The organism is Nocardioides sp. JS614 (assembly GCF_000015265.1).
Lineage (GTDB): Bacteria > Actinomycetota > Actinomycetes > Propionibacteriales > Nocardioidaceae > Nocardioides.
The window spans coordinates 179,896-200,327 of record NC_008699.1 but is presented as its reverse complement, the minus strand read 5'-3'; the positions used below and the strand labels follow the sequence as shown (position 1 = coordinate 200,327).

At 73.1% G+C, this 20,432-nt stretch carries 24 protein-coding genes and 2 tRNA genes; 13 read left to right on the top strand and 13 right to left on the bottom strand.

Annotated features, from left to right (window positions below):
• Nucleotides 1–79 precede the first annotated feature (79 nt).
• On the top strand, nucleotides 80–1,102 hold the full coding sequence (locus NOCA_RS02350; RefSeq protein WP_011753685.1) for a LuxR family transcriptional regulator: 1,023 nt from the start codon (nucleotides 80–82) through the stop codon (nucleotides 1,100–1,102).
• Between the two features lie 553 nt (nucleotides 1,103–1,655).
• Here NOCA_RS02350 and NOCA_RS25395 read toward each other — a convergent pair.
• From NOCA_RS25395 to NOCA_RS02335, 3 genes are all read right to left on the bottom strand, one after another.
• Nucleotides 1,656–2,423, bottom strand: a complete 768-nt coding sequence (locus NOCA_RS25395) for a helix-turn-helix transcriptional regulator (protein WP_011753684.1) — start codon at nucleotides 2,421–2,423, stop codon at nucleotides 1,656–1,658.
• Between the two features lie 116 nt (nucleotides 2,424–2,539).
• A tRNA-Ser gene (locus tag NOCA_RS02340) sits at nucleotides 2,540–2,632 on the bottom strand.
• Nucleotides 2,633–2,685: 53 nt separating this feature from the next.
• Complete coding sequence (locus NOCA_RS02335) at nucleotides 2,686–3,159, bottom strand: hypothetical protein (RefSeq protein ID WP_011753683.1); 474 nt, start codon at nucleotides 3,157–3,159, stop codon at nucleotides 2,686–2,688.
• Nucleotides 3,160–3,269: 110 nt separating this feature from the next.
• On the opposite strand from NOCA_RS02335, the gene NOCA_RS02330 reads away from it, so the two are divergent.
• Both NOCA_RS02330 and NOCA_RS02325 read left to right on the top strand, forming a co-directional pair.
• Nucleotides 3,270–3,653: a hypothetical protein gene (locus tag NOCA_RS02330; protein ID WP_011753682.1), complete on the top strand. Its 384-nt coding sequence runs from the start codon at nucleotides 3,270–3,272 to the stop codon at nucleotides 3,651–3,653.
• 60 nt (nucleotides 3,654–3,713) lie between these two features.
• Nucleotides 3,714–3,798, top strand: a tRNA-Ser gene (locus tag NOCA_RS02325).
• 83 nt (nucleotides 3,799–3,881) lie between these two features.
• On the opposite strand, the gene NOCA_RS02320 is transcribed toward NOCA_RS02325, so the two are convergent.
• Genes NOCA_RS02320 through NOCA_RS02310 form a run of 3 tightly spaced genes read right to left on the bottom strand, consistent with a single transcriptional unit; the run spans nucleotide 3,882 to nucleotide 6,016 of the window.
• The gene (locus tag NOCA_RS02320) at nucleotides 3,882–4,115 is read right to left on the bottom strand and encodes a biotin/lipoyl-binding carrier protein (protein WP_011753681.1); all 234 of its coding nucleotides are present in this window, start codon (nucleotides 4,113–4,115) and stop codon (nucleotides 3,882–3,884) included.
• Between the two features lie 33 nt (nucleotides 4,116–4,148).
• Nucleotides 4,149–5,219 carry a hypothetical protein gene (locus NOCA_RS02315; protein ID WP_011753680.1) on the bottom strand — a complete coding sequence of 357 codons (1,071 nt, stop codon included), beginning with the start codon at nucleotides 5,217–5,219 and terminating at the stop codon, nucleotides 4,149–4,151.
• 11 nt (nucleotides 5,220–5,230) lie between these two features.
• The gene (locus NOCA_RS02310) at nucleotides 5,231–6,016 is read right to left on the bottom strand and encodes a carbon-nitrogen hydrolase family protein (RefSeq protein ID WP_011753679.1); all 786 of its coding nucleotides are present in this window, start codon (nucleotides 6,014–6,016) and stop codon (nucleotides 5,231–5,233) included.
• 35 nt (nucleotides 6,017–6,051) lie between these two features.
• On the opposite strand from NOCA_RS02310, the gene mobA reads away from it, so the two are divergent.
• The 4 genes from mobA to NOCA_RS02295 are packed head-to-tail and all read left to right on the top strand — an operon-like array spanning nucleotide 6,052 to nucleotide 8,697.
• Nucleotides 6,052–6,669: a molybdenum cofactor guanylyltransferase gene (mobA, locus tag NOCA_RS02305; RefSeq protein ID WP_011753678.1), complete on the top strand. Its 618-nt coding sequence runs from the start codon at nucleotides 6,052–6,054 to the stop codon at nucleotides 6,667–6,669.
• Nucleotides 6,670–6,721: 52 nt separating this feature from the next.
• Nucleotides 6,722–7,072, top strand: a complete 351-nt coding sequence (locus NOCA_RS27765) for a DUF6457 domain-containing protein (protein WP_011753677.1) — start codon at nucleotides 6,722–6,724, stop codon at nucleotides 7,070–7,072.
• 37 nt (nucleotides 7,073–7,109) lie between these two features.
• Nucleotides 7,110–8,087, top strand: a complete 978-nt coding sequence (locus NOCA_RS02300) for an NAD(P)H-quinone oxidoreductase (RefSeq protein ID WP_011753676.1) — start codon at nucleotides 7,110–7,112, stop codon at nucleotides 8,085–8,087.
• Between the two features lie 31 nt (nucleotides 8,088–8,118).
• Nucleotides 8,119–8,697 carry a bacterial proteasome activator family protein gene (locus NOCA_RS02295; RefSeq protein ID WP_011753675.1) on the top strand — a complete coding sequence of 193 codons (579 nt, stop codon included), beginning with the start codon at nucleotides 8,119–8,121 and terminating at the stop codon, nucleotides 8,695–8,697.
• A 96-nt stretch (nucleotides 8,698–8,793) separates the two neighbouring features.
• Here the strand turns inward: NOCA_RS02295 and NOCA_RS02290 are convergent, their stop codons facing one another.
• The 5 genes from NOCA_RS02290 to serS are packed head-to-tail and all read right to left on the bottom strand — an operon-like array spanning nucleotide 8,794 to nucleotide 12,822.
• Nucleotides 8,794–9,372 (bottom strand): hypothetical protein, encoded by a 579-nt coding sequence (locus tag NOCA_RS02290; protein WP_041546058.1) that lies wholly within the window; start codon nucleotides 9,370–9,372, stop codon nucleotides 8,794–8,796.
• Between the two features lie 42 nt (nucleotides 9,373–9,414).
• Nucleotides 9,415–10,209: a Cof-type HAD-IIB family hydrolase gene (locus tag NOCA_RS02285; protein WP_011753673.1), complete on the bottom strand. Its 795-nt coding sequence runs from the start codon at nucleotides 10,207–10,209 to the stop codon at nucleotides 9,415–9,417.
• A complete protein-coding gene (locus tag NOCA_RS02280; RefSeq protein WP_011753672.1) occupies nucleotides 10,206–10,703 on the bottom strand; it encodes a GNAT family N-acetyltransferase in 498 nt (165 codons plus the stop codon). Before NOCA_RS02280 ends, NOCA_RS02285 begins: the two co-directional genes overlap by 4 nt.
• On the bottom strand, nucleotides 10,703–11,551 hold the full coding sequence (locus tag NOCA_RS02275; RefSeq protein ID WP_011753671.1) for an HAD family hydrolase: 849 nt from the start codon (nucleotides 11,549–11,551) through the stop codon (nucleotides 10,703–10,705). Before NOCA_RS02275 ends, NOCA_RS02280 begins: the two co-directional genes overlap by 1 nt.
• Nucleotides 11,548–12,822: a serine--tRNA ligase gene (gene serS / locus NOCA_RS02270; RefSeq protein WP_011753670.1), complete on the bottom strand. Its 1,275-nt coding sequence runs from the start codon at nucleotides 12,820–12,822 to the stop codon at nucleotides 11,548–11,550. Before serS ends, NOCA_RS02275 begins: the two co-directional genes overlap by 4 nt.
• 135 nt (nucleotides 12,823–12,957) lie before the next feature.
• On the opposite strand from serS, the gene NOCA_RS02265 reads away from it, so the two are divergent.
• The gene (locus tag NOCA_RS02265; protein ID WP_041546056.1) at nucleotides 12,958–14,532 is read left to right on the top strand and encodes a diacylglycerol kinase family protein; all 1,575 of its coding nucleotides are present in this window, start codon (nucleotides 12,958–12,960) and stop codon (nucleotides 14,530–14,532) included.
• A 99-nt stretch (nucleotides 14,533–14,631) separates the two neighbouring features.
• Here NOCA_RS02265 and NOCA_RS02260 read toward each other — a convergent pair whose 3' ends face one another.
• The gene (locus tag NOCA_RS02260) at nucleotides 14,632–15,099 is read right to left on the bottom strand and encodes a nitroreductase family deazaflavin-dependent oxidoreductase (protein ID WP_011753668.1); all 468 of its coding nucleotides are present in this window, start codon (nucleotides 15,097–15,099) and stop codon (nucleotides 14,632–14,634) included.
• Nucleotides 15,100–15,119: 20 nt separating this feature from the next.
• On the bottom strand, nucleotides 15,120–15,524 hold the full coding sequence (locus tag NOCA_RS02255; protein ID WP_238383404.1) for a DUF4446 family protein: 405 nt from the start codon (nucleotides 15,522–15,524) through the stop codon (nucleotides 15,120–15,122).
• Nucleotides 15,525–15,644: 120 nt separating this feature from the next.
• On the opposite strand from NOCA_RS02255, the gene NOCA_RS02250 reads away from it, so the two are divergent.
• The 5 genes from NOCA_RS02250 to NOCA_RS02230 all read left to right on the top strand — a co-directional run bounded on the left by NOCA_RS02250 (nucleotide 15,645) and on the right by NOCA_RS02230 (nucleotide 20,429).
• Nucleotides 15,645–16,517 (top strand): prephenate dehydratase, encoded by an 873-nt coding sequence (locus NOCA_RS02250; RefSeq protein ID WP_041546055.1) that lies wholly within the window; start codon nucleotides 15,645–15,647, stop codon nucleotides 16,515–16,517.
• Nucleotides 16,518–16,718: 201 nt separating this feature from the next.
• Nucleotides 16,719–17,405, top strand: a complete 687-nt coding sequence (gene larB / locus NOCA_RS02245; RefSeq protein ID WP_011753665.1) for a nickel pincer cofactor biosynthesis protein LarB — start codon at nucleotides 16,719–16,721, stop codon at nucleotides 17,403–17,405.
• Nucleotides 17,402–18,583: a nickel pincer cofactor biosynthesis protein LarC gene (gene larC, locus NOCA_RS02240; RefSeq protein WP_011753664.1), complete on the top strand. Its 1,182-nt coding sequence runs from the start codon at nucleotides 17,402–17,404 to the stop codon at nucleotides 18,581–18,583. Before larB ends, larC begins: the two co-directional genes overlap by 4 nt.
• On the top strand, nucleotides 18,583–19,173 hold the full coding sequence (locus NOCA_RS02235) for a TMEM165/GDT1 family protein (protein ID WP_011753663.1): 591 nt from the start codon (nucleotides 18,583–18,585) through the stop codon (nucleotides 19,171–19,173). Before larC ends, NOCA_RS02235 begins: the two co-directional genes overlap by 1 nt.
• Before the next feature lie 32 nt (nucleotides 19,174–19,205).
• Entirely contained in the window at nucleotides 19,206–20,429 is a 1,224-nt protein-coding gene (locus NOCA_RS02230) for an arginine deiminase (RefSeq protein ID WP_011753662.1), read from the top strand.
• Nucleotides 20,430–20,432: the final 3 nt, after the last annotated feature.

Sequence of the window (20,432 nt, the reverse complement as noted above, 5' to 3'; positions counted from 1 at the left end):
CCTCCCCGTTGCGGCACTGTGGGATCATCGGCTCACGGGTTCGGCGCGCACGGGGGGACGGTCGAAAGGGGAGGGTCACGTGGAGACCTACGGTCCGGAGGAGCGTGCCCTGTTCGAGGGCGCCGGAACCGCCCTCTACGAAGAACTCGTCACCGCTGGGGGCCTTCCCGCCGAGGACAGCCGCCTGACCCCAGGCGGGCAGTTGTACCCGGCCCTCGAGCTGTTGCGCACCCTGGGCCTGACGAGGCTGAGCTCGGACAGCGCACGCTGGGAGGCTCAGGACCCCGGTGTCGTGCAGTCGAGGGTCGTCTCGCCCCTCGGCCAGGAGGGCGCTCGACTGCTCAAGGAGTCCTCGAGCTGGGCATCCGCCTTCGGCACCCTCACGCAGGCGTGGCGCAAGGCACCGGGCTCGGTCGCCACAGGCCCCTTCACCTACCTTCCAGCAGACGAGATCGATCCGTTCCTCGCAGCTCTCGTCGCGGAGTGCGAGGAGGAGATGCTCACCGCTCAGCCGCAGGCCATCCACTCGACCAAGGTGTTGCCGCACGTCGTGCTGCGCGACACCGCGTTGCTCGAGCGCGGTGCCCGGATCCGCACGCTCTACCAGCACAGCGCCCGCCGCAACACGATCACCCGTCAGTACGTCGCCCAGGTGACCGAGCGCGGGAGCGAGGTGCGCACCCTCGACGAGTTCTTCAACCGGATGATCGTCGTTGATCGCCGAGTGGCCGTCATCCCGAGCAACGAGACCCACCGGGTCGCGCTCGCCGTTCGCGAGCCGTCGGTCGTCGCGTACCTCGTGGACATCTTCGAGCGCTCTTGGGAACGAGGCAGGCCGTTCACCAGCCGCGAGGCGTCGGTCATGCGCGACATCGCATCCGAGCAGCGCTCGATGACATTGCGGATGCTGATCGAGGGCCACTCCGACCCGGTCTCGGCGAAGCGGCTCGGGGTGAGCCCCCGGACGTACGCCGGGTACATCTCCGACCTCAAGGAGGAGTTCGAGGCGGAGACCCGGTTCCAGCTCGGCTACAAGATCGGCCGCCTCGGCATCACCGGACGAGACGACGAGGACGACGAAGAGGAAGTGCCCGAGGCCTGAGACGGGTCAAGACGCGACGAAGGGCAGCGACCTGAGGTCGCTGCCCTTCGTCGTGATTGGTCGAGCCGGGCCGGGGGGGTGGCGCTGGGACCGAACAAGTGGGGGTGAGTTGGGTCCCCGGCTCGACCGGGCTACCTGGACTGTGCTCCGGAACCTACTCGAAGCCCCCAGCCACTGTCGGCCTGCGCAGGGGCCGAGATCCCCAGAAGCCCGACACTCAGTGTCGCGGTGACGACCGCGATCGCAACCTTGCGCGCAATGTTCATGTTCCCTCTCCACCTTCGACGTCGGGTCCCACGGAAGACCCGGTGTGGCTAGTGTCCTCGCGCGCGCGACGAAGAAGCCAAGAAATGGATGCCTCAAAATTCTGCATTGCATGTTTCTGCAATCGCTGCACAAAACTGCAGCGCCTCGCTGGCGCGGTGCGGGCTACGACGGCCGCTGGCCGGCGGTCGGGCTGTCCCCCGTGGCAGCCTGACCGCCGGGCGGGAGCGTACCGGCCAGCTACGAGCCGCGTCGCGCGACTTGCAACAACCTGCAACCGGACGAGCCACTACTGCTCCCGGAGCAGCTCCTTGACGCGCACGCCCGCCGCGAAGCGGGAGCGCACGCCTAGGCGCTCCATCAGCTCGGCGATGTCCGAGCGCACGGTCCGAACACTGACATCAAGGGTCTCCGCGATCGCCGCGTCCCGGGTGTCGTCGGCCAGCAGGACCACGACCTGACGCTGACGCGGGGTGAGCGCGGCCAAGCCGCCGGCGGCCTCTTCCTCGGCCGGGAACGAGGAGGCCATCGAGGCGTGCCAGTACTGCCACGCGGCAGCCAGGCAGTCCGGCGCCGTGACGGCCATCAGCGTTGACTCGTCGTCGACGAACGGCCCCTGGAGCAGCACGTAGCGCCGGTCGACGATCTTCATCTGGACCGGGCCGACGCCGAACCGGTAATAGCCCGGCTCCTCGTTGGCCAGGAAGATGCGGGCCGCCGGGACGCAGCCGTCGTGGTCGAGCAGACTGACCATCTGAAGCCCCGTCGCGACCAGCGACCGGTTGTGGGGCACGCTCACCCTCAGCTGCGGCAGGGTCCCCGAGGGACGCACCGAGAGCAGGTCCCGCCAGCCGAGGCAGTCCTCGCGCATCCACTCGTTGATCCCGGCAAGCGTGCGGGCGACCACGCGGGCCTGGCAGTCCTCCCCGCGTGCGAGCCGCGCCGCGAGCTCGCTCCGACGCATCTGAAGGATCGCGGCAGCGTCCAGGGCCTCCTGCCGACGCATCTCCGGGATCCGGTTGCGCGGCCCGAGACCGACCCCGACCTTCTCGACCATCGATCCTTGGACTCCCCGAAATGCTCGCTCCATGCCACCGTAGCCGCCCTCGACGGAGGCCGCGGGAGAACGCGAAGAACCGCCCCGGCGCACGAGGCGCGCCGGGGCGGTTCGGCTGGCGGAGGCGGCGGGATTTGAACCCGCGAGAGGGGTTTGCCCTCAACCCGCTTAGCAGGCGGGCGCCATAGACCGGACTAGGCGACGCCTCCCCGACAGCCCGGACAGGCTACAAGGCCCCGGCGCGGACGACCAATCAGGGTGCTCACAGCGGGCGCAGGCCCTGGCCGTCCTGGAGATGGCGTTGCAGGTCACGCACGAACTCCTCCCGGTCCGCCGCCAGGGCGTGGACGGGGATCGTGGTGGTGCGGCCCCCGCTGAGCCTCAGCTCCACCACCGGGACGCCGCCGGGCGACGCGGTCACCGCCTCCTCGACCTCCCGCCAACCGGCGGCGGTGACCCCCGCACCGCGGACCAGCCGCACCCGGTAGCCCTCGGGGCCGAGCTGGACCACGGCGACGCGCTGTGAGATCAGGACGGCGGCGGCCAGGGTGGCCGCGGCCCCGACCACGGCGACGACCAGCAGGATCACGCCCGGCAGCCGGAGGACGGCGACCAGCACCGTCACCACCACGAGCACGACGGCGAGGGCGACCAGCAAGGCCCCCACGAACCGGGCAGCGAAGGCCGGCGCGAGCCGATAGTCGGACACCTGGGGGGCAGCGGACCCGTCAACCATGGGTTGATTGAACAAGACACCGGATTCGGACCCCGCAGCGGGTTGTGGTCTCGCCCGGTCGGGGTGACACTCGAAGTCCCCCCACCGCTCCGGGCCGCCGGGAGGTTCCGATGACCATCACCACGACCGGGATGTCAGTCGCACTGCAGGGTCTGCGCCAGGCTCTCTACTCCCTGAGCGAGCCCGGGGTCTCCCTGGGCAGCTGGCGGTGGTCGGTCCGCCAGCAGATGGCGGGGGTCCGCGACGCCCTCCTCGCCGAGGCCGAGTACGCCGACGAGGGCTGGCTGGCCGCCCGCACGGGCAGCGTGCTCCGCGAGCGCACGGCGCTGCTCGGCCGGCTCAGCGCGCTCGGCACCCCGGTGCTCGAGAGCGACGACGTCGACGCGGTGTGCACCGAGCTGGACCGGCTGCTGGTCGACCTCGGCCGGCACGCCCAGCGGTTGCACGACCTGGCCTACGACGAGGTCGAACTGGAGCTCGGCGGCTCGGAGTAGCCACCGGCTCCACGACCCCACGCCCCTACACTCGTCGGGTGCCCGGGCTCGCCCGGACACGGAGGGGTGCCGGAGTGGCCGATCGGAACCGCCTTGAAAGCGGTCGTAGGGAGACCTACCGCGGGTTCGAATCCCGCCCCCTCTGCCCTTGTGCTCGGGTCGTGTGCCTGAGCACGCGCCATGGAGCGTTCTGAGGCACACGACCCGACCGTGCGCCGCTGCGGGCGCTCAGGAGCGCACGATCTCCACGAGCACGTCGCCCTCCTGGACCACGTCGCCCGGGGCGACCTTGACCGCCCGCACGGTGCCGGACGCCTCGAGCAGTACCGGGATCTCCATCTTCATCGACTCCAGCAGCACGACGGTGTCCCCCGCCTCGACCGGGTCACCGGGAGCCACGGCGACGCTCAACACGTTGGCCACCATCTCCGCCACGACCTCGGTCACCTGCTCACGCGCCATGCTGGTGAACCTAGTCGTTACTCGCCCGTACCCTCACAGCAGCGCCCGGGTCCGGCTCGGCTCGGGGCGCAGGGCGCTCGCCTCCTCGGCCCGCCGGCCGCGACGTCCCCGACCGCCGCGCGGTCCGGTGATGGCCAGGTCGAGGCGGATCACGACGAAGCCGATCAGCAGGCCGACGACCACGCCGTACGCCGCCGACAGCCCGCTCTCCAGGAGGGTGATCCGCGGGTTGACCAGCGCCACCGCCACCGGGAGCGTGGCCGCCACGCCGAACGCGCAGACCCACCAGCCCTGCCGCCGCCGCGCCCGCATGTGGGTGCCCCAGGCGAGCGCGGGGACGCCCAGCAGCACCTCGAGGGGACGCGGGAAGGCACCGAGGTGCTCTCGGCTCCAGTCGACGACGTCGAGCAGGCTGTCGACCAGGCCCGGGGTGCCGTAGCGGCGCAGCAGCTCGGCGTACGCCAGCGTCACCGCGAGCAGGAGGCTGCCCATCAGCACCGTCACCACGCCGCGGCGGCCCAGCCCGTGCAGGCCGGCGCCGAGGCGGTAGACCAGCACGAGGGCCCCGAAGAAGGACAGCGCGAGAGCGGCGTACTCGAAGCGCTCGACGGTGACGACCGGCTCGAACCCGACGGTCGCCAGCGCACCGATCGCGGCCACGAGCACGGCGAGCACCACCTCGCGCACCACGTGCACGAACCGGACCGCCGGCACCGTCGCCATCACGGCCAGCACCGACGACACCGCGCAGGTCAGCACGGCGGCACCGGTGCGCAGCGAGTCGTCGTCACTGACCACCACGACCACCCCGAGCACCAGGGCCAGCAGCCCGACCACGACCGGACGGCCGCCGGTGCGCGCCGCGAGCGCCCAGGAGTACGCCGTCACCACGGCGACCGACCCGTAGCCGCAGAGCCATCCGGGGCCGACCTCGGCCAGGCAGGAGACGAGTGCCCCCAGTCCCGCAAGCACCACCAGCACCCACAGGACGACCGGCACCCACGAGCTGGCGACCCGCTCGGCACGGGTGCGCAGCGCGGCCGCGGCGCGCGCCCGGCGCGATGGCGGCCGCTCGGCTCGACGACGCGGGGTGGACCTGGACACGAGAGGTGAGGTTACAGACGCCGGTTGGCCAGGGACGGGTTGGTCCGGCGGGCCGCGGCGAGCGCCTCGAGATCGACCGTCGCGGTCACGACCGCAGCCTCGTCGCCGGCCTCGACCAGCACGTCCCCGAGCGGGTCGACGACCATCGAGTGCCCCGTGTAGCGCGGTCCGGGCTGGCCCACGGCGGCCACGAACACGGTGTTCTCGATGGCGCGGGCGCGCACCAGGGTGCGCCAGTGGTCGACCTTCCGCGGCCCGGCCACCCAGGCGGACGGCACGACGAGCAGCTGCGCCCCGGCGTCGACCAGGGTCCGCGCCAGCTCGGGGAAGCGCAGGTCGTAGCAGGTCATCAGCCCCACCCGGAACCCGCCGACCTCGACCACCACCGCCGGGCCGGTCGGCCCCGCGGTGAGCCGGTCGGACTCGCGGTAGCCGAAGGAGTCGTAGAGGTGGACCTTGCGGTACGACGCCTCCGCGGCACCGCGCAGCACCAGGGTGTTGAACGGCCGCGTGGGATCCTCCCCCGCCTCGAACAGGCCGGCGACGACCGTGGTCCCGCGGTCGGCGGCCACCCGCGCCACCTCGGTCGCGAACGGCCCGTCGAGGGACTCGGCGTACGCGCTCACGTCGGAGCCCGCGTCCCCGAAGTCGCGGGCGAACGCCTCGGGGAAGACCACGAGGTCGGACCCGGCCGGGGTCAGCTCGCCCAACAGCCGGCGGTTCGCCTCGGGCTCGAGGCCGGAGGCGTGCTGGACGAGGGTGATCCGGAGGCGCGGAGCCGGGGTGACAGGGGGCACGCCCCCCAGGGTGCCACCGGTGGAAGACTGATCGCATGGACCTCCCCCCGGGCACCACGGGCTTCTGCGCGGTCGTCCTCGCCGGGGGCCGCGCCGCGCGCCTGGACGGCGCGGACAAGGCGTCGGTCGAGTACCTCGGCCGGACCCTGCTCGAGCACGCGATCGAGGCGCTCCTGGACGCCTCGGAGGTGGTGGTCGTCGGCGACCCGGTGCCGACCACCCGGCCGGTCACCTTCACCCGGGAGAGCCCGCGGTACGGCGGCCCGGTCGCGGGACTGCTCACCGGCCGCGACGCCCTGGTCCGCACGCCGCGCACGCTCGGCGTGCTCGCCGTGGACATGCCCCGCGTGACCTCGTGGACGTTCCGCCGACTGCACGAGGCGGCGATCGGGCACGACGGGGCGTTCCTCACCGACCAGGACGGGCACCGGCAGCCCGCCGGGGTCCTGGACCCGGCCGGTCTCGACCGGGTCCGCCCCGACCACGAGGGCCAGCACGGCATGGCCCTGCGCCGGCTGCTGGGCGAGCTGGACCTCGTCGACGTGCCGCCCGAGGGCGACGAGGGACGCGACGTCGACACCTGGACCGACCTGCGTGACCTGGGCCGTGACCCGGACCGTGACCCGGGCCGTGACCTGGGGGGCGACCTGTGACGCTGCCGACGAGGGGTTGCGGGCCGGGCGGGTTACCGGAAATCTGGGCCCTGTGAACCTCCACGACTGGATCGACGAGCTGAGCGACGTGCTCGATGTGGACACCGAGCTGGACGAGGCGCTCGTGCTCGACCTGGCCCGCGCCGCCGCCCACAACGTCGCGCGGCCGGCAGCGCCGATCACGACGTTCCTCCTCGGGTTCGCCGCCGGGTCGCAGGACGCCGACCCCGACGCCGTGGAGGCCCTCGCGGCGAAGGCGCAGGCCCTCGCCGACGGATGGGACCGTCCGGCGAACGCTCCCGACCCCGACGACATCAACGACCCGGTCCCCGACGACAGCGTCGTGGACCACACCGGCGACGTCTTCGAGGACGAGAACGCCGGGGCCGACGAGGAGGAGTGACCTCGGGGTCCCGCGCGCCGGCTCCTAGGCTGGCCGCATGCGTGCCGTGATCGCCACCGGGGCCGGGGGCCCCGACGTCTTGTCCGTCGCCGAGCTCCCCGACCCCGAGCCCGGTCCCGGCGAGGTCCTGCTCGCGGTCGCGGCCGCGGGCCTCAACCGGGCCGACCTGCTGCAGCGGCAGGGCTTCTACCCGCCACCGCCCGGCGCGTCCGACGTGATCGGCATGGAGTGCAGTGGCACGGTCGCCGCGCTCGGCGAGGGCGTCGAGGGGTGGGCGGTCGGCGACCCGGCGTGCGCCCTGCTCGCCGGGGGCGGGTACGCCGAGCTGGTCGCCGTACCGTCCGGGCAGCTGATGCCGGTGCCCGACGGCGTCGACCTGGTGACCGCCGCCGCGCTGCCCGAGGTGGCCTGCACGGTGTGGTCGAACGTGTTCATGCTCGGCGGCCTCAAGCCCGGCGAGGCGTTCTTGGTGCACGGCGGCGCCGGCGGCATCGGGACGTTCGCGATCCAGCTCGCGCACCAGCTCGGCGCGCAGGTCCTCACGACGGCCGGCACCGCCGAGAAGCGCGCCGCGTGCGCGGCCCTCGGTGCCGACGTCACGATCGACTACCGCGACCAGGACTTCGTCGAAGTGGCTCGGGCCGCGACCGAGGGGCGGGGCGTGGACCTGGTCCTCGACAACATGGGCGCGAAGTACCTCGACCGCAACCTGGACGCCCTGGCCACCGAGGGCCGGCTGGTGATCATCGGGATGCAGGGCGGCACCCGGGCCGAGCTCGACATCAACAAGCTGCTGCGCAAGCGCGGGGCGATCATCGCCACCACCCTGCGGGCCCGCCCCACCGAGGAGAAGTCGGCGATCTGCGCCTCCGTCGTCGAGCACGTGTGGCCGCTGGTGGCCGAGGGTCTCGTCCGGCCGGTCGTGCACGGCACCATGCCGTTGGCCGAGGCCGGCGCCGCCCACGCGCTGATGGAGTCCGGCGAGCACAGCGGGAAGATCCTGCTCACCGTCTGAATGCGCGGCTCGGGCGGATACGGTGGACCCCATGAACGAGCAGCCCGGACAGGACGAGCAGGAGCAGCAGGTCGTGATCATCGGCCCCGACGGCCACCCGATGGGATCGGTCCCGGCGTCCGCGCTCGAGCCCGGCGAGAGCGGGGACGAGGACGACGAGCGGGCGATCACCGACCTGGTCGAGCAGCCGGCGAAGGTGATGCGGATCGGCAGCATGATCCGCCAGCTGCTCGAGGAGGTGAAGGCCGCGCCCCTCGACGAGGCGAGCCGCAACCGGCTCAAGGAGATCCACCAGGCCTCGATCAAGGAGCTCGAGGCCGGGCTCGCGCCGGAGCTGGTGGAGGAGCTGGACCGGCTGACGCTGCCGTTCACCGAGGACACCGTCCCCTCCGACGGGGAGCTGCGGATCGCACAGGCCCAGCTGGTCGGCTGGCTCGAGGGCCTCTTCCACGGCATCCAGACCGCGATCTACGCCCAGCAGATGGCCGCCCGCGCCCAGTTCGAGCAGATCCGGAAGGCGCTGCCGCAGGCCATGAACCCCGGCGCCGGTCAGCCCCGGCCCGACGGCGAGGCGCCGCGCCCGGGCGACTCCGGGGGCATGTACCTGTAGGGGTCCGAGCCCGACCGGCCGGCGGGTCTGCGCGGGACGTCATCCGGACGGAGCCAGCGGTGACACCCTCCGGACGACCTTCCGGAGACCTCCTAGCTAGGCCCGGCGGCGGCTCAGGCCGGCGACGAGCAGCAGGCCCAGCAGGCCGGCGATGACGAGGGCCGCGCCGGGCGCGGCGACCCGCTCGAAGCTGGTGGGCTGCTCGCCGACCAGCGTGAAGGTCGCCTCGGGCGGCGTCGGCGGCGTCGCGGGGTGACCCTCGCCGAGCAGCCGCTCCACGCGACGCAGCAGGGTGGCGGCCGCGGGCGCGGTCCCGGCGGTGCTCGTGGTCTCGAGGTCGGCACCCTGGGTGAAGAAGACGTAGTCGGTGCCGGTGCGCAGGTCCGGCAGCCCACAGGCCCGCGCCCGGGCCGGGGTCGTGACGGTGGCCTCGGTGCCGTCGAGGTCGCCCTTGTAGACCCGGTCGACGGTGACCGTGTAGACGATCGTGCGGCCCTGCCGGGCCCGGTCCTCGACGGCGCCGGTGAAGACGTCGTCGGCCTGCATCGTCAGCTGATCCAGACCGGTCCGAGACGCCGGGCAGGCGAGGGCGGGGGCCGCCATGGCGCCGGTCGCGACGACACCGCCGCCGGCGAGCAGCAGGGCGGCCAGCAGGAGCCGGGGCAGGCGGGTCACAGACCCAGGAACGGGCACGGGCACGGCGTCCATCTCAACAGATCACAGGTCGAACACACCAGCCAGGACCCGGGCCACGCCGTCCTCGTCGTGTCCCGGCGCGACGTGGTCGGCCGCCGCAGTGACCGTCGGGTGGGCGTCGGCCATCGCGTAGGAGCTGCCGGCCCACGCGAGCATCGGCAGGTCGTTCGGCATGTCGCCGAAGGCGATCACCTCCTCCGCCTCGACCCCGAGATCGGCGCACAGCAGCGCGAGGGTGGAGGCCTTGGTCACCCCCGGCGCGCTGATCTCGAGCAGCGCGCTCGCGGAGGACCAGGTGATCACCAGCCGGCCGCCGAGCGCCTCCTCGGCGAGGTCCCAGAACTCCTGCGGCCCGAGCTCCTCGTGCCGGGCGAGCAGCTTGACCGCCGGGCGGTCGAACAGCTCGGTGAGCGGGCCCCGCCGGGCGTCCTCGGGCAGCGGGTGCCGCTCGAGGAACTCCGGCTCGAGGCCGATCCCGTCGACGGTCTCGACGGCGAACGTCGTACCGGGCAGCGCGGCGCGCAGCAGCTCGGACGCCTCGAGCCCGAGCGCCGGGTCGATCGGGCGGAGCAGGTGCACGTCGTGGCGGCCGACGTCCCAGACGAGCGCGCCGTTCGCGACGACCGCGAGGCCGTGCTCGCCGACGTGGTCGAAGACCTCCTCGGCCCAGCGCAGGGGGCGGCCGGTCACGAAGACCACGATCGCGCCGGCGGCCTCGACGGCCGTGAGCACCTCGCGGGTGTACGGCGAGACCGTGCCGTCGGAGCGGACCAGGGTGCCGTCGAGGTCGGTGGCGACCAGGCGCGGGCGGGTCACGACGCCGGCAGCGGCCGGGCCATGACCAGCTCGCCGTCCTCGTTGCTGCCGCGCAGCTCGGTGAACCCGCACTTCGCGAGCACCCGGACGCTGGCCGTGTTCGCCGGATCCACGCTCGCGCGCACCCGGACGCCGGCCCGGTCGGTCTCGGCGAGGAGCGCCCGCAGCGCCTCGGTCGCGAACCCCCAACCGCGGGCCTCCGCCACGAGGCCGTAGCCGACCTCGACCTCGGGCACCCCGTCGGCGGCGGCCTGGGGCGGCCCGAAGAAGCCGATCGAGCCCAGGGCGGTCACCCCGCGCACGACGTGCCGGGGCGCCCACGGGTCGCCGGACCGGTAGATCGTGGCCGCATCGCGGTCGTCGGGCCGCGGGTAGTCGCGGTGCCAACCCTCCCGGTGCCGGCCGGCCCGGATGTCGGCGGCGTCCTGCGGCGTCCACAGCGGCAGCCGGAGCCGCTCGCTGGTGACCACCTCAGGAGGACCGTCGGGCAGCATCAGGCGCGCCCGTCCCCGAACCACCGGTCCAGCTCGGTCGCCACGCCGTCCTCGTAGACGCTGCCGGTGACGGCGTCGGCCTTCGCCAGGACCTCCTCGATCGCCTGGCCCATCGCGACCCCGCGGTGCGCCCACTCGAACATCTCGACGTCGTTGCGGCCGTCGCCGAGCGCAAGGGTGTCGTCGGAGGAGATGCCGAGCTGCTTGGCGACGTACTCGAGCCCGGAGGCCTTCGAGACGCCGACGGGGGCGAGGTCGAGCCAGGCGGTCCAGCCGACGACGTAGTTGGTGCCCTGCAGCCCCAGCTCCTCGGCGAGCGCGACGAACTCGTCGGCGGTGGACTCCGGGTCGCGGATGATCACCCGGCTGACCTCGACCGCGAGCAGCTCGTCGATCTCGGTGACGATCATGTCGCCGGACAGCTCGCCGTCCGGGAAGTGCGAGTTGACCCGGTAGCCGACGCCGCGCTCCTCGACCGCCACGAGCGCGGTCGGGTGCCGGTCGAGGATCGCCTCCACGGCCGGCCGCGCGTCGAAGGTCTCCTCGTGGACCACGTCGAGCGGCGGGTAGCGGAACACCACGGCACCGTTGGACGCCACGATCCAGAGCCGGTCGCGGCCCGGACCGTGCAGCTCGAGCAGGTCCGCCACGTTGGTCATGCCGTGCGGGGACCGGCCGCTGGCCAGCACCACGTGGGCACCGGCGGCCAGGACGCGGTGCACCGACTCCTTGACCGTGGGTGAGATCTCCTCGCGGGTGGTGCCCGACCCCTCCACCCACTTCAGGATCGTGCCGTCGATGTCGAGGGCGACGAGCCGGGGCCGCCAGCCGCTCACGGGTCCGCTCACGTGGTGACCGGCTCCAGGACCTCGCGGCCCAGCCAGGGCTGGAGCGCCTTCGGCACCCGGACCGAGCCGTCGGCCTGCTGGTGGGTCTCGAGCACCGCCACGATCGTGCGGGTGATCGCGCACAGGGTGCCGTTGAGGGTCGAGATCGGCCTGATCTCCGACCCGAACCGGCCGCGGGTGTCGAGGCGGCGGGTCTGGAACTCGGTGCAGTTCGACGTCGAGGTGAGCTCGCGGTAGCGGCCCTGGGTGGGGATCCAGGCCTCGCAGTCGAACTTCCGCTGCGCGGACAGGCCCAAGTCACCGGCGGCGACGTCGATCACCCGGTAGGCGAGCTCGAGCTTCTCGAGGAACTCCTTCTCCCACGCCAGCAGCCGCTGGTGCTCGGCGTACGACTCCTCGGTCGTGGTGTAGACGAACATCTCGACCTTGTCGAACCAGTGCACCCGGATGATGCCCTTGGTGTCCTTGCCGTGCGAGCCGGCCTCCTTGCGGAAGCACGGGCTGAACGCGGCGTAGCGCAGCGGCAGCGCGCCGCCGTCGAGGATCTCGTCGGAGTGGTACGCCGCCATCGGGACCTCGGACGTCCCGACGAGGTACATGTCCTGGCCCTCGATCCGGTAGACGTCGTCGGCCGCCTGGCCGAGGAACCCGGTGCCGTCCATCGCGCGCGGCTTGACCATCGAGGGGGCGATGACCGGGGTGAAGCCGGACTCGCGGGCCTGCTGCATGGCCAGGTTGACCAGCGCCAGCTCGAGCTCGGCCCCGGCGCCGGTGAGGAAGTAGAACCGCGACCCGGACACCTTGGCGCCCCGGTCGAGGTCGATCGCGCCGAGCATCCGGCCCAGCTCGATGTGGTCGCGCGGCTCGAAGCCGTCGGCCGCGAAGTCGCGGGGGGTGCCGATCTCCTCGAGCACGACGTAGTCGTCCTCGCCGCCGGCGGGCGCCTCGTCGGCCGCGAGGTTCGGGATGCTCATCAGGGCCGCCTGCCAGGCCTCCTCGGCCACGGCCTGGGCCGCCTCGGCCTGCTTGACCTCGGCAGCGAGGGTCTTGGTCTGCGCCAGCAGCGCCTGCTTCTCCTCACCCTGGGCCTGCGGGATCAGCTTGCCGAGCTGCTTCTGCTCGGCCCGCTTGGCCTCGAACGCGGCGATCGCCCGGCGACGCTCGCCGTCCGCGGACAGCGCGTGGTCCACGACCTCGTCGGACAGACCGCGCTTGACCTGGGCGGCGCGCACGCGGTCGGGCTCGTCCCGGAGGACACGGGGATCGATCATCTCGGGGTCCCCGCGGAGTCGGGAGCGCAACGAGCGACTTCGTGGGGTGAGGTCATGTCGACAAGGCTATCCGGGCCCCGCAGGACGAGTCGCACCGATTCCTCAGCCGGCGCCCGGCATGGAAAACTCAGGCCCGTGCTCGACCGCCCCCGCGCCACCCTGCTCACCTGGACGGCGGCGCTCCTCGTCATGTTCGTCCTGGTCACCATCGCCGTGCAGACCGGCTGGGGACCGGTGACCTCGATCGACAACCGGGGCCAGGGCGCCGAGACCTGGGCCGTCGACGAGCGCTGGCTGCGCCTGCCGCTGCGCTGGATCGAGGTCGGCTTCGGCGCCATCGGCACCTGGGTGATCGTCGGCGTGCTCGCCGTGCTGCTGTTCGTGCGGCAGCACCGACGCGCCGCGGTGTACGCCGTCGGCGTGGTGGCGGTCACCAAGATCGCCACCACGATCCTCAAGGCCGTGTTCGGGCGGCACCGTCCCGACTGGCAGAACCCCGAGCACCTGCTGGACAGCAACGCCTACCCCAGCGGTCACTCCTCGACGATCGTCGCGCTCGTCGGGGTCGCCGCGGTGCTGGTGATGATGCTGGTCCGGCGGCGCAGCGCCCGGCACACGGCGTACGCCCTCCTCGCCGTGCTGGCGGTCGTGGTGGGCCTCGACCGGGTGCTGCTCGGTCGGCACTTCCCGAGCGACGTGGTCGGCGGGGCCCTCCTCGGCGCGATCGTCGTCCTGCTCGGGATCGTCGTCCAGAACCCGCTCCCCCGTAGCCATGCCGCCAGCGTCGAGCCGCTGCCCGAGGTCTTCGGGTCCGAGCACCGGCTGACGGTGATCCTCAACCCGGTCAAGGTGGAGGACGTCGGCCAGTTCGAGGCGCTGGTCACCGCGATGGCCGCCGAGGCCGGCTGGTCCGCACCGACCTGGCACTACACGACCGTCGAGGACCCCGGCACCGGGATGGCCGAGGCCGCCGCGGTCGCCGGCACCGACCTGGTACTCGTGTGCGGCGGCGACGGCACCGTGCGCGAGGTCTGCGCGGAGCTGGCCGGCACCGGGATCCCGGTCGGGATCATCCCGGCGGGCACCGGCAACCTGCTGGCCCGCAACCTCGACATCCCGCTCTACCTGCGGGCGGCGATCGACGTCGCCCTCACCGGTCAGGACCGCGCGATCGACCTGGTGGAGGTCTCCGGCGACGGCTTCGAGGACACCCACTTCATGGTGATGGCCGGGATGGGCTTCGACGCCGCGATCATGGAGGGCGTCAACGAGGACATCAAGAAGCGGGTCGGCTGGCTGGCCTACGTGCTCTCCGCGCTCAAGTCGCTGATGTTCCCCGCCGTCCGGGTCGAGGTCTCGGTCGACGGCGGCGAGTTCACCAGGCACCGGGCCCGCACGATCGTGGTCGGGAACGTCGGCTTCCTCCAGGCCGGGATGCCGCTGCTGCCGGACGCCGCGATCGACGACGGCGTCCTCGACGTGGTGATGCTGCACCCGCGGCGGTTCCTGTCGTGGATCCCGCTGGCCTACCGGGTGCTGGCCCGGCGCCCGCGCACCGACGAGCTCGTGAACCGGATGACCGGGCACACCGTCGTCGTCCGCGCCTCCACCGACACCCCCCGCCAGCTCGACGGCGACTCGATCGGCCCCGGCCGCGAGCTCCGGATGACCTGTGTCCACGGCCGGCTGCTGGTCCGAGTGCCCCGCTAGCCGCGGCTGGCGTGTCGGGGTGATCACCCGACGATGTGGTTTCGGTGGGCGCACAGGCTGCGGGCCGCCGCCCCGGGACGCATCGTGCTGCTTCAGTGCCTAGCGGGGGGTGAGGAGGATGACGGGGAGCTCCCGGCCGGTGCGCTCGGCGTACTTCGCGTAGTTCGGCCAGGTGCCGGTCATCACCGCCCAGGCCTCGTCACGGTCCGGGCCGGTCAGCAGGAGGGCGTCGGCGGCGACGGTGTGGCCCCGGAAGGTGACCAGCGGCTCGTCGGCGCCCAGCACGTTGGCGACCCAGGCGGGAGGGGTGGGCGCGCCCCAGTTGGAGCCCGCCACCAGCCAGCCGTCGCCGTGCGGGACGCACAGCAGCGGCGTCGAGCGCAGTACGCCGGTGCGCCGGCCCGGGACCTGGAGCAGCAGCTCGGGCAGACCCGCGAAGGTCAGGAGGTCCACCCGGCCGCGGCTGAGCCGCTGGGTCGTCAGGTCGAGGGTGACGATCACCCGGGCGAACCGGGGCAGCCACGGTTGGGCACCCAGCCGCAGGGCCAGCCAGCGCAGCGGGTTCATGGCCGGAGCATAGGCGTCACTCAGCCGCGAGGGCGGGCGTTCGCGACGGCCTCCAGCTCCTCGGGCGAGAGCTGCTGGTCGCAGCGCCATCCGCGGATGCCCTTGGCGTAGGTGCGGGCGTCGCTCCGGCCGTGGATCGAGGTGAGCACGACGCCATCGCCGCCGTCGTCGAGGAGCGCCAGCGACCACGAGAGGTGTCCACCCATGTCTCCGAAGGCGTCGTAGCGCACCACCGCGAGGTGGCGCAGCGCGGCCGCCGCCTCGGCCCGCAGCGCCGCGACCTCCTGGCGCAGGCCGTGCACGTCCTCGGGGAGGGCGTCGGCCCCATCACCACGGCCGGGCGCGGTCCGGCGCAGGGTGACCAGGCCGACGACGACGGCGACCAGCAGCGCGAGGATGGCGACGAGCACGGCCAGGATCTCCACGGCCCCGAGACTATGTCGCGCCACCGCCGATGACGGGGCTCCGGACCCGGCCTGGCGTGCCGCGCGGGCGGATCCGACCGGCGGACGCCCGGGCCGGGCAGCCGGTCACTGCGTGGGACGATGAGCACCGTGACCCGACGCATCGCCTACCAGGGGGAGCCCGGCTCCAACTCCCACCAGGTCTGCAAGCAGCACTACCCCGACTGGGAGGCGGTGCCCTGCGCGTCGTTCGAGGACGTCTTCGCGGCCGTCGAGGGCGGTCCGGGAGTGGCGCCGGCCGCGGACCTCGCGATGATCCCGATCGACAACTCGATCGCCGGCCGGGTCGCCGACATCCATCACTTCCTTCCCGGCTCGCGGCTGCACATCATCGCCGAGCACTTCCTGCGGATCCGCTTCCACCTGCTCGGGGTGCCCGGCTCCTCGCTGGACACGATCACGACCGTGCACAGCCACGTGCACGCCCTCGGCCAGTGCCGCAAGGTGATCCGCGAGCACGGCCTGAAGCCGGTGATCGCGGGCGACACCGCCGGCGCGGCGCGCGAGGTCGCCGAGCTGGGCGACCCGACGCTGGCGGCGATCTCCCCGCCGCTGGCCGCGGAGATCTACGGCCTGGATGTGCTGGAGGAGGACGTCGAGGACGAGGAGCACAACACCACCCGGTTCGTCGTGCTCTCCCCCGACCTGGTGCAGGCGCCGTCGGGCAACGGCCCGGTGGTCACCAGCTTCATCTTCAACGTCCGCAACCTCCCGGCGGCGCTCTACAAGGCCCTCGGCGGGTTCGCGACCAACGGGGTGAACATGACCAAGCTGGAGAGCTACATGGTCGGCGGGGAGTTCGCCGCGACCCAGTTCCTCGCCGAGGTCGACGGGCACCCCGACGACATCGGGGTGAAGCGCGCCCTGGAGGAGCTGGCGTTCTTCACCACCGACATCAAGGTCCTCGGCGTCTACCCCGCCGACCCCTTCCGCGCCGAGGTGTCCTCGCCCTGAGCCCGACGCTCCTCCCTGGTCGGGCAACTCCTGCGCTCATCGGGTGGGGTGCCCGGCCAACCGTTCCGGTTTCCCCGGTTAACCGGGGATGTTGGAACTGTTGGCCCGAAGTTTCGGCCGATAAGTTCCGGTTTCCCCGGTTAACCGGGGAAACCGACCACGGCCCGGAGCGCCCACAGGGGAACGAGTAGGTTCGCCCTCGTGGATCAGCCCGTCGAACCCCGCACGACCGACCTCGGCTTCGCGCGCGTCGACGTCGACCGCGCCCACCGCACGGGCGACCCGGAGGTCGTCTACGGGTCCGGCAAGACACCGGACCAGGTGGTGGCGATCCTGCGCGCCCTGCACGACAAGCACCCCGAGCGCGCCGTGCTGGCCACCCGGGTCGCGGCCGACGCCCTGGACGTGGTCGCCCGGGCGCTGCCCGGCGCGACCGTCGACCGGGTCGCGCGCGCCGTCACGGTCGGGCCGATGCCCGAGACCCGCGGCACGGTCGCCGTGGTGAGCGCCGGCACCTCGGACGCCCCGGTCGCGGCCGAGGCCGCGCTGACCGTGCGGGTGCACGGCTCCGCCGTCGACCAGATCAGCGACGTCGGCGTCGCCGGGCTGCACCGGCTGCTCGGCGTGCGGGAGCGCCTGGACGCCGCGGACTGCCTGGTCGTCGTCGCCGGCATGGAGGGCGCCCTGCCGTCCGTGGTGGGCGGGCTGACCGGCGTACCGCTCGTGGCGGTGCCGACCAGCGTCGGCTACGGCGCCTCGCTCGGCGGCGTCGCCGCGCTGCTCGCGATGCTCAACTCCTGCGCGCCCGGCATCGCGGTCGTCAACATCGACAACGGGTACGGCGCCGGCGTGCACGCGGCCCGCGTCGCCCGCCGGAGCGCCCGGTGACGACGGCCTGGGTCGACGCCTCCGCCGGGGCGAGCGGCGACATGCTGCTCGGGGCCCTGGTCGGCGCCGGGGTGCCGGTCGCGGTCCTCCAGGCCGCGGTCGACGCCGTCGCCCCCGAGCCGGTGACGTTGCGGGTCGAGCACGTCCGCCGGGGCGGGCTGGCCGCGACCCGCTGCCACGTGGAGGTGACCGACACCGCGCGGCACCGAACCTGGCGTGACGTGCGCACGCTGCTCGCCGCCGCCGACCTGGCCGACGACGTCCGCGGCCTGGCGCTGCGGGTCTTCGAGCGGCTCGCGACCGCCGAGGCGACCGTGCACGGCACCAGCCCCGACGACGTGCACTTCCACGAGGTCGGGGCCCTGGACGCGATCGCGGACGTCACCGGGGTCGTCGCCGGCTTCGTCCACCTGGGCGCCACCGCCGTGACCGTGTCCCCGGTCGCGGTCGGGTCCGGCTCGGTGTCGACCGCCCACGGCCTGCTGCCGGTGCCGCCGCCCGCCGTGGCCGAGCTCCTGCGCGGGGTCCCGTCGTACGCCGGTGCCGCGACCATGGAGACGTGCACCCCGACCGGGGCGGCCCTGCTGACGACGCTGGCGACGGCGTACGGCCCGCAGCCGGCGATGTCGGTCGACACCATCGGCGTGGGTGCCGGCGGGCGCGATCCCGAGGGCCACCCCAACGTGCTGCGCCTGTTCGTCGGCGTCCCCGCAGACGCCGGCGGCGGCCCGCTGCTGCTGGAGTGCAACGTCGACGACCTCGACCCCCGGGTCTGGCCCGCGGTCATCGCGGCGCTGCTCGAGGCGGGTGCCTCGGACGCGTGGCTGACGCCGATCCTGATGAAGAAGGGCCGGCCGGCGCACACGCTGAGCGCCCTGGTCGACGCCGGTCGGGCGGCCGGCGTGCGGGCCGCGATCTTCCGGCAGACCTCGACGATCGGGCTGCGCGAGCAGCCGCTGACCAAGCACGCGCTGGAGCGTGAGATCGTCGCCGTCGACGTCGACGGGCAGCGGATCGCGGTCAAGCTGGCCCGCCATGACGGGGCCGTCGTCAACGCCCAGCCGGAGTACGACGACGTGGCGCGCGCGGCGGCCGACCTGGATCGCCCGGTCGCCGACGTCCTCGCCGAGGCCGTCGCCCGCGGCCGCGCCTTCCTCACCCCTGGAGACAAGATCTGATGGACCCGGTCGTCATCGGCCTCACCTTCCTCGCCATCTTCGTGGTCGAGCTGCCCGACAAGACGTTCCTCGCGACGCTGGTGCTGGCCACCCGGTACCGCCCGATCCTGGTCTGGCTCGGCGTCGGCCTCGCCTTCGCCGTCCAGACGACGGTGGCGGTGCTGCTCGGCCATGCGGTGTCGTTCCTGCCCGACGACGCGGTCCGTGCCGGGGCGGCCCTGATGTTCCTGGCCGGAGCGGTGATCCTGGTCCGAGAGGGCCGCGGGCACCAGCAGGCCGCCGCCGAGGACACCCCGGCACCCACGCGCGACAGGCACGGCCTGCAGGCGGTGGTCGCCAGCTTCCTGGTGCTCTTCGCCGCCGAGTGGGGCGACCTGTCCCAGCTGCTCACGATCTCCCTGGTCGCGAAGTACGAGCAGCCGTTCTCGGTGTACGCCGGGGCCCTCGGCGCGCTCCTGGTCGTCAGTGGCCTGGCCGTCCTGGCCGGGCGCCAGCTCCAGCGCTTCATATCCCTGCACGTGCTGCACTACGTCGGTGCGGCGGTCTGCCTGACCCTGGCGACCTTCACGGCTTACGACCTGCTGGCCTGAGGTAACTAGAGTCTGGGCCTAGAGTCTGGGCCATGGCTTCTCCGCACGGCGCCGACAGCGAGGTCGGCACGCTCCAGACGGTGATGCTGCACCGGCCCGGCAACGAGCTCAAGCGGCTGACCCCCCGCAACAACGACCGGCTGCTCTTCGACGGCATCCCGTGGGTCAGCCGGGCCCAGGAGGAGCACGACGCGTTCGCCGAGGCGCTGCGGGCGCGGGACGTGGAGGTGCTCTACCTCACCGACCTGTTGACCGAGACGTTCGCGAGCGACACCGCCCGCGAGCACGCGATCACGACGGCGCTCGCGGGCCTGCACCTCGGCGACACCATGCGCGGCTACCTCACCGGGTTCCTCCACGACGCCGCACCCGCGGAGCTGACCGGCTACCTCACCGCCGGGATCCGCAACGACGAGGTCCGCGGCGGCCGAGGCCTGGTCACCTCGCTGCTGGCCCGCGACGACTTCCTGATCGACCCGCTGCCCAACCTCCTGTTCACGCGCGACTCCTCGGTCTGGGTCCGGGACCGGGTCGCGGTCACCTCGCTGGCGATGCCCGCCCGCGCCCGGGAGACCCAGCTCACCGAGCTGATCTACACCGAGCACCCCCGGTTCCAGGGCACCCGCAAGATCCACGGTTGGCACCACGAGCACGTCGAGGGCGGCGACGTGCTGCTGCTCGCCCCCGGCGTGATCGCCGTCGGCGTCGGCGAGCGGACCACCCCCGCGGGCGCGGAGCGGTTCGCCCGCCAGGTCTTCCACGCGGACCTCGCGCACACGGTGCTCGCCGTACCGATCGCCCAGGAGCGCGCGACCATGCACCTCGACACCGTGTGCACGATGGTCGACGTCGACAAGATCGTGATGTACCCCAACATCGCCGACTCCCTGCAGGCGTACGCCGTCACCCTCGCCGAGCGCGCCGACGACGACCACGACCTGGTCCTCGCGGTCGCCGGACCCGAGCCGTTCCTGGTCGCGGCCGCCAAGGCGATGGGGATCGACACCCTCCACCAGATCGACACCGGCCTCGACCCGGTCACCGCCGAGCGCGAGCAGTGGGACGACGGCAACAACACCTTGGCGCTCGCGCCGCGCGTGGCGGTCGCCTACGAGCGCAACGACGAGACCAACGACCGCCTCGAGGAGGCCGGCATCGAGGTGGTCCGCATCGCCGGCTCCGAGCTCGGCTCGGGCCGTGGCGGCCCGCGCTGCATGAGCTGCCCGATCGCCCGCGAGCCGCTGCCCGCGGGCTGACCG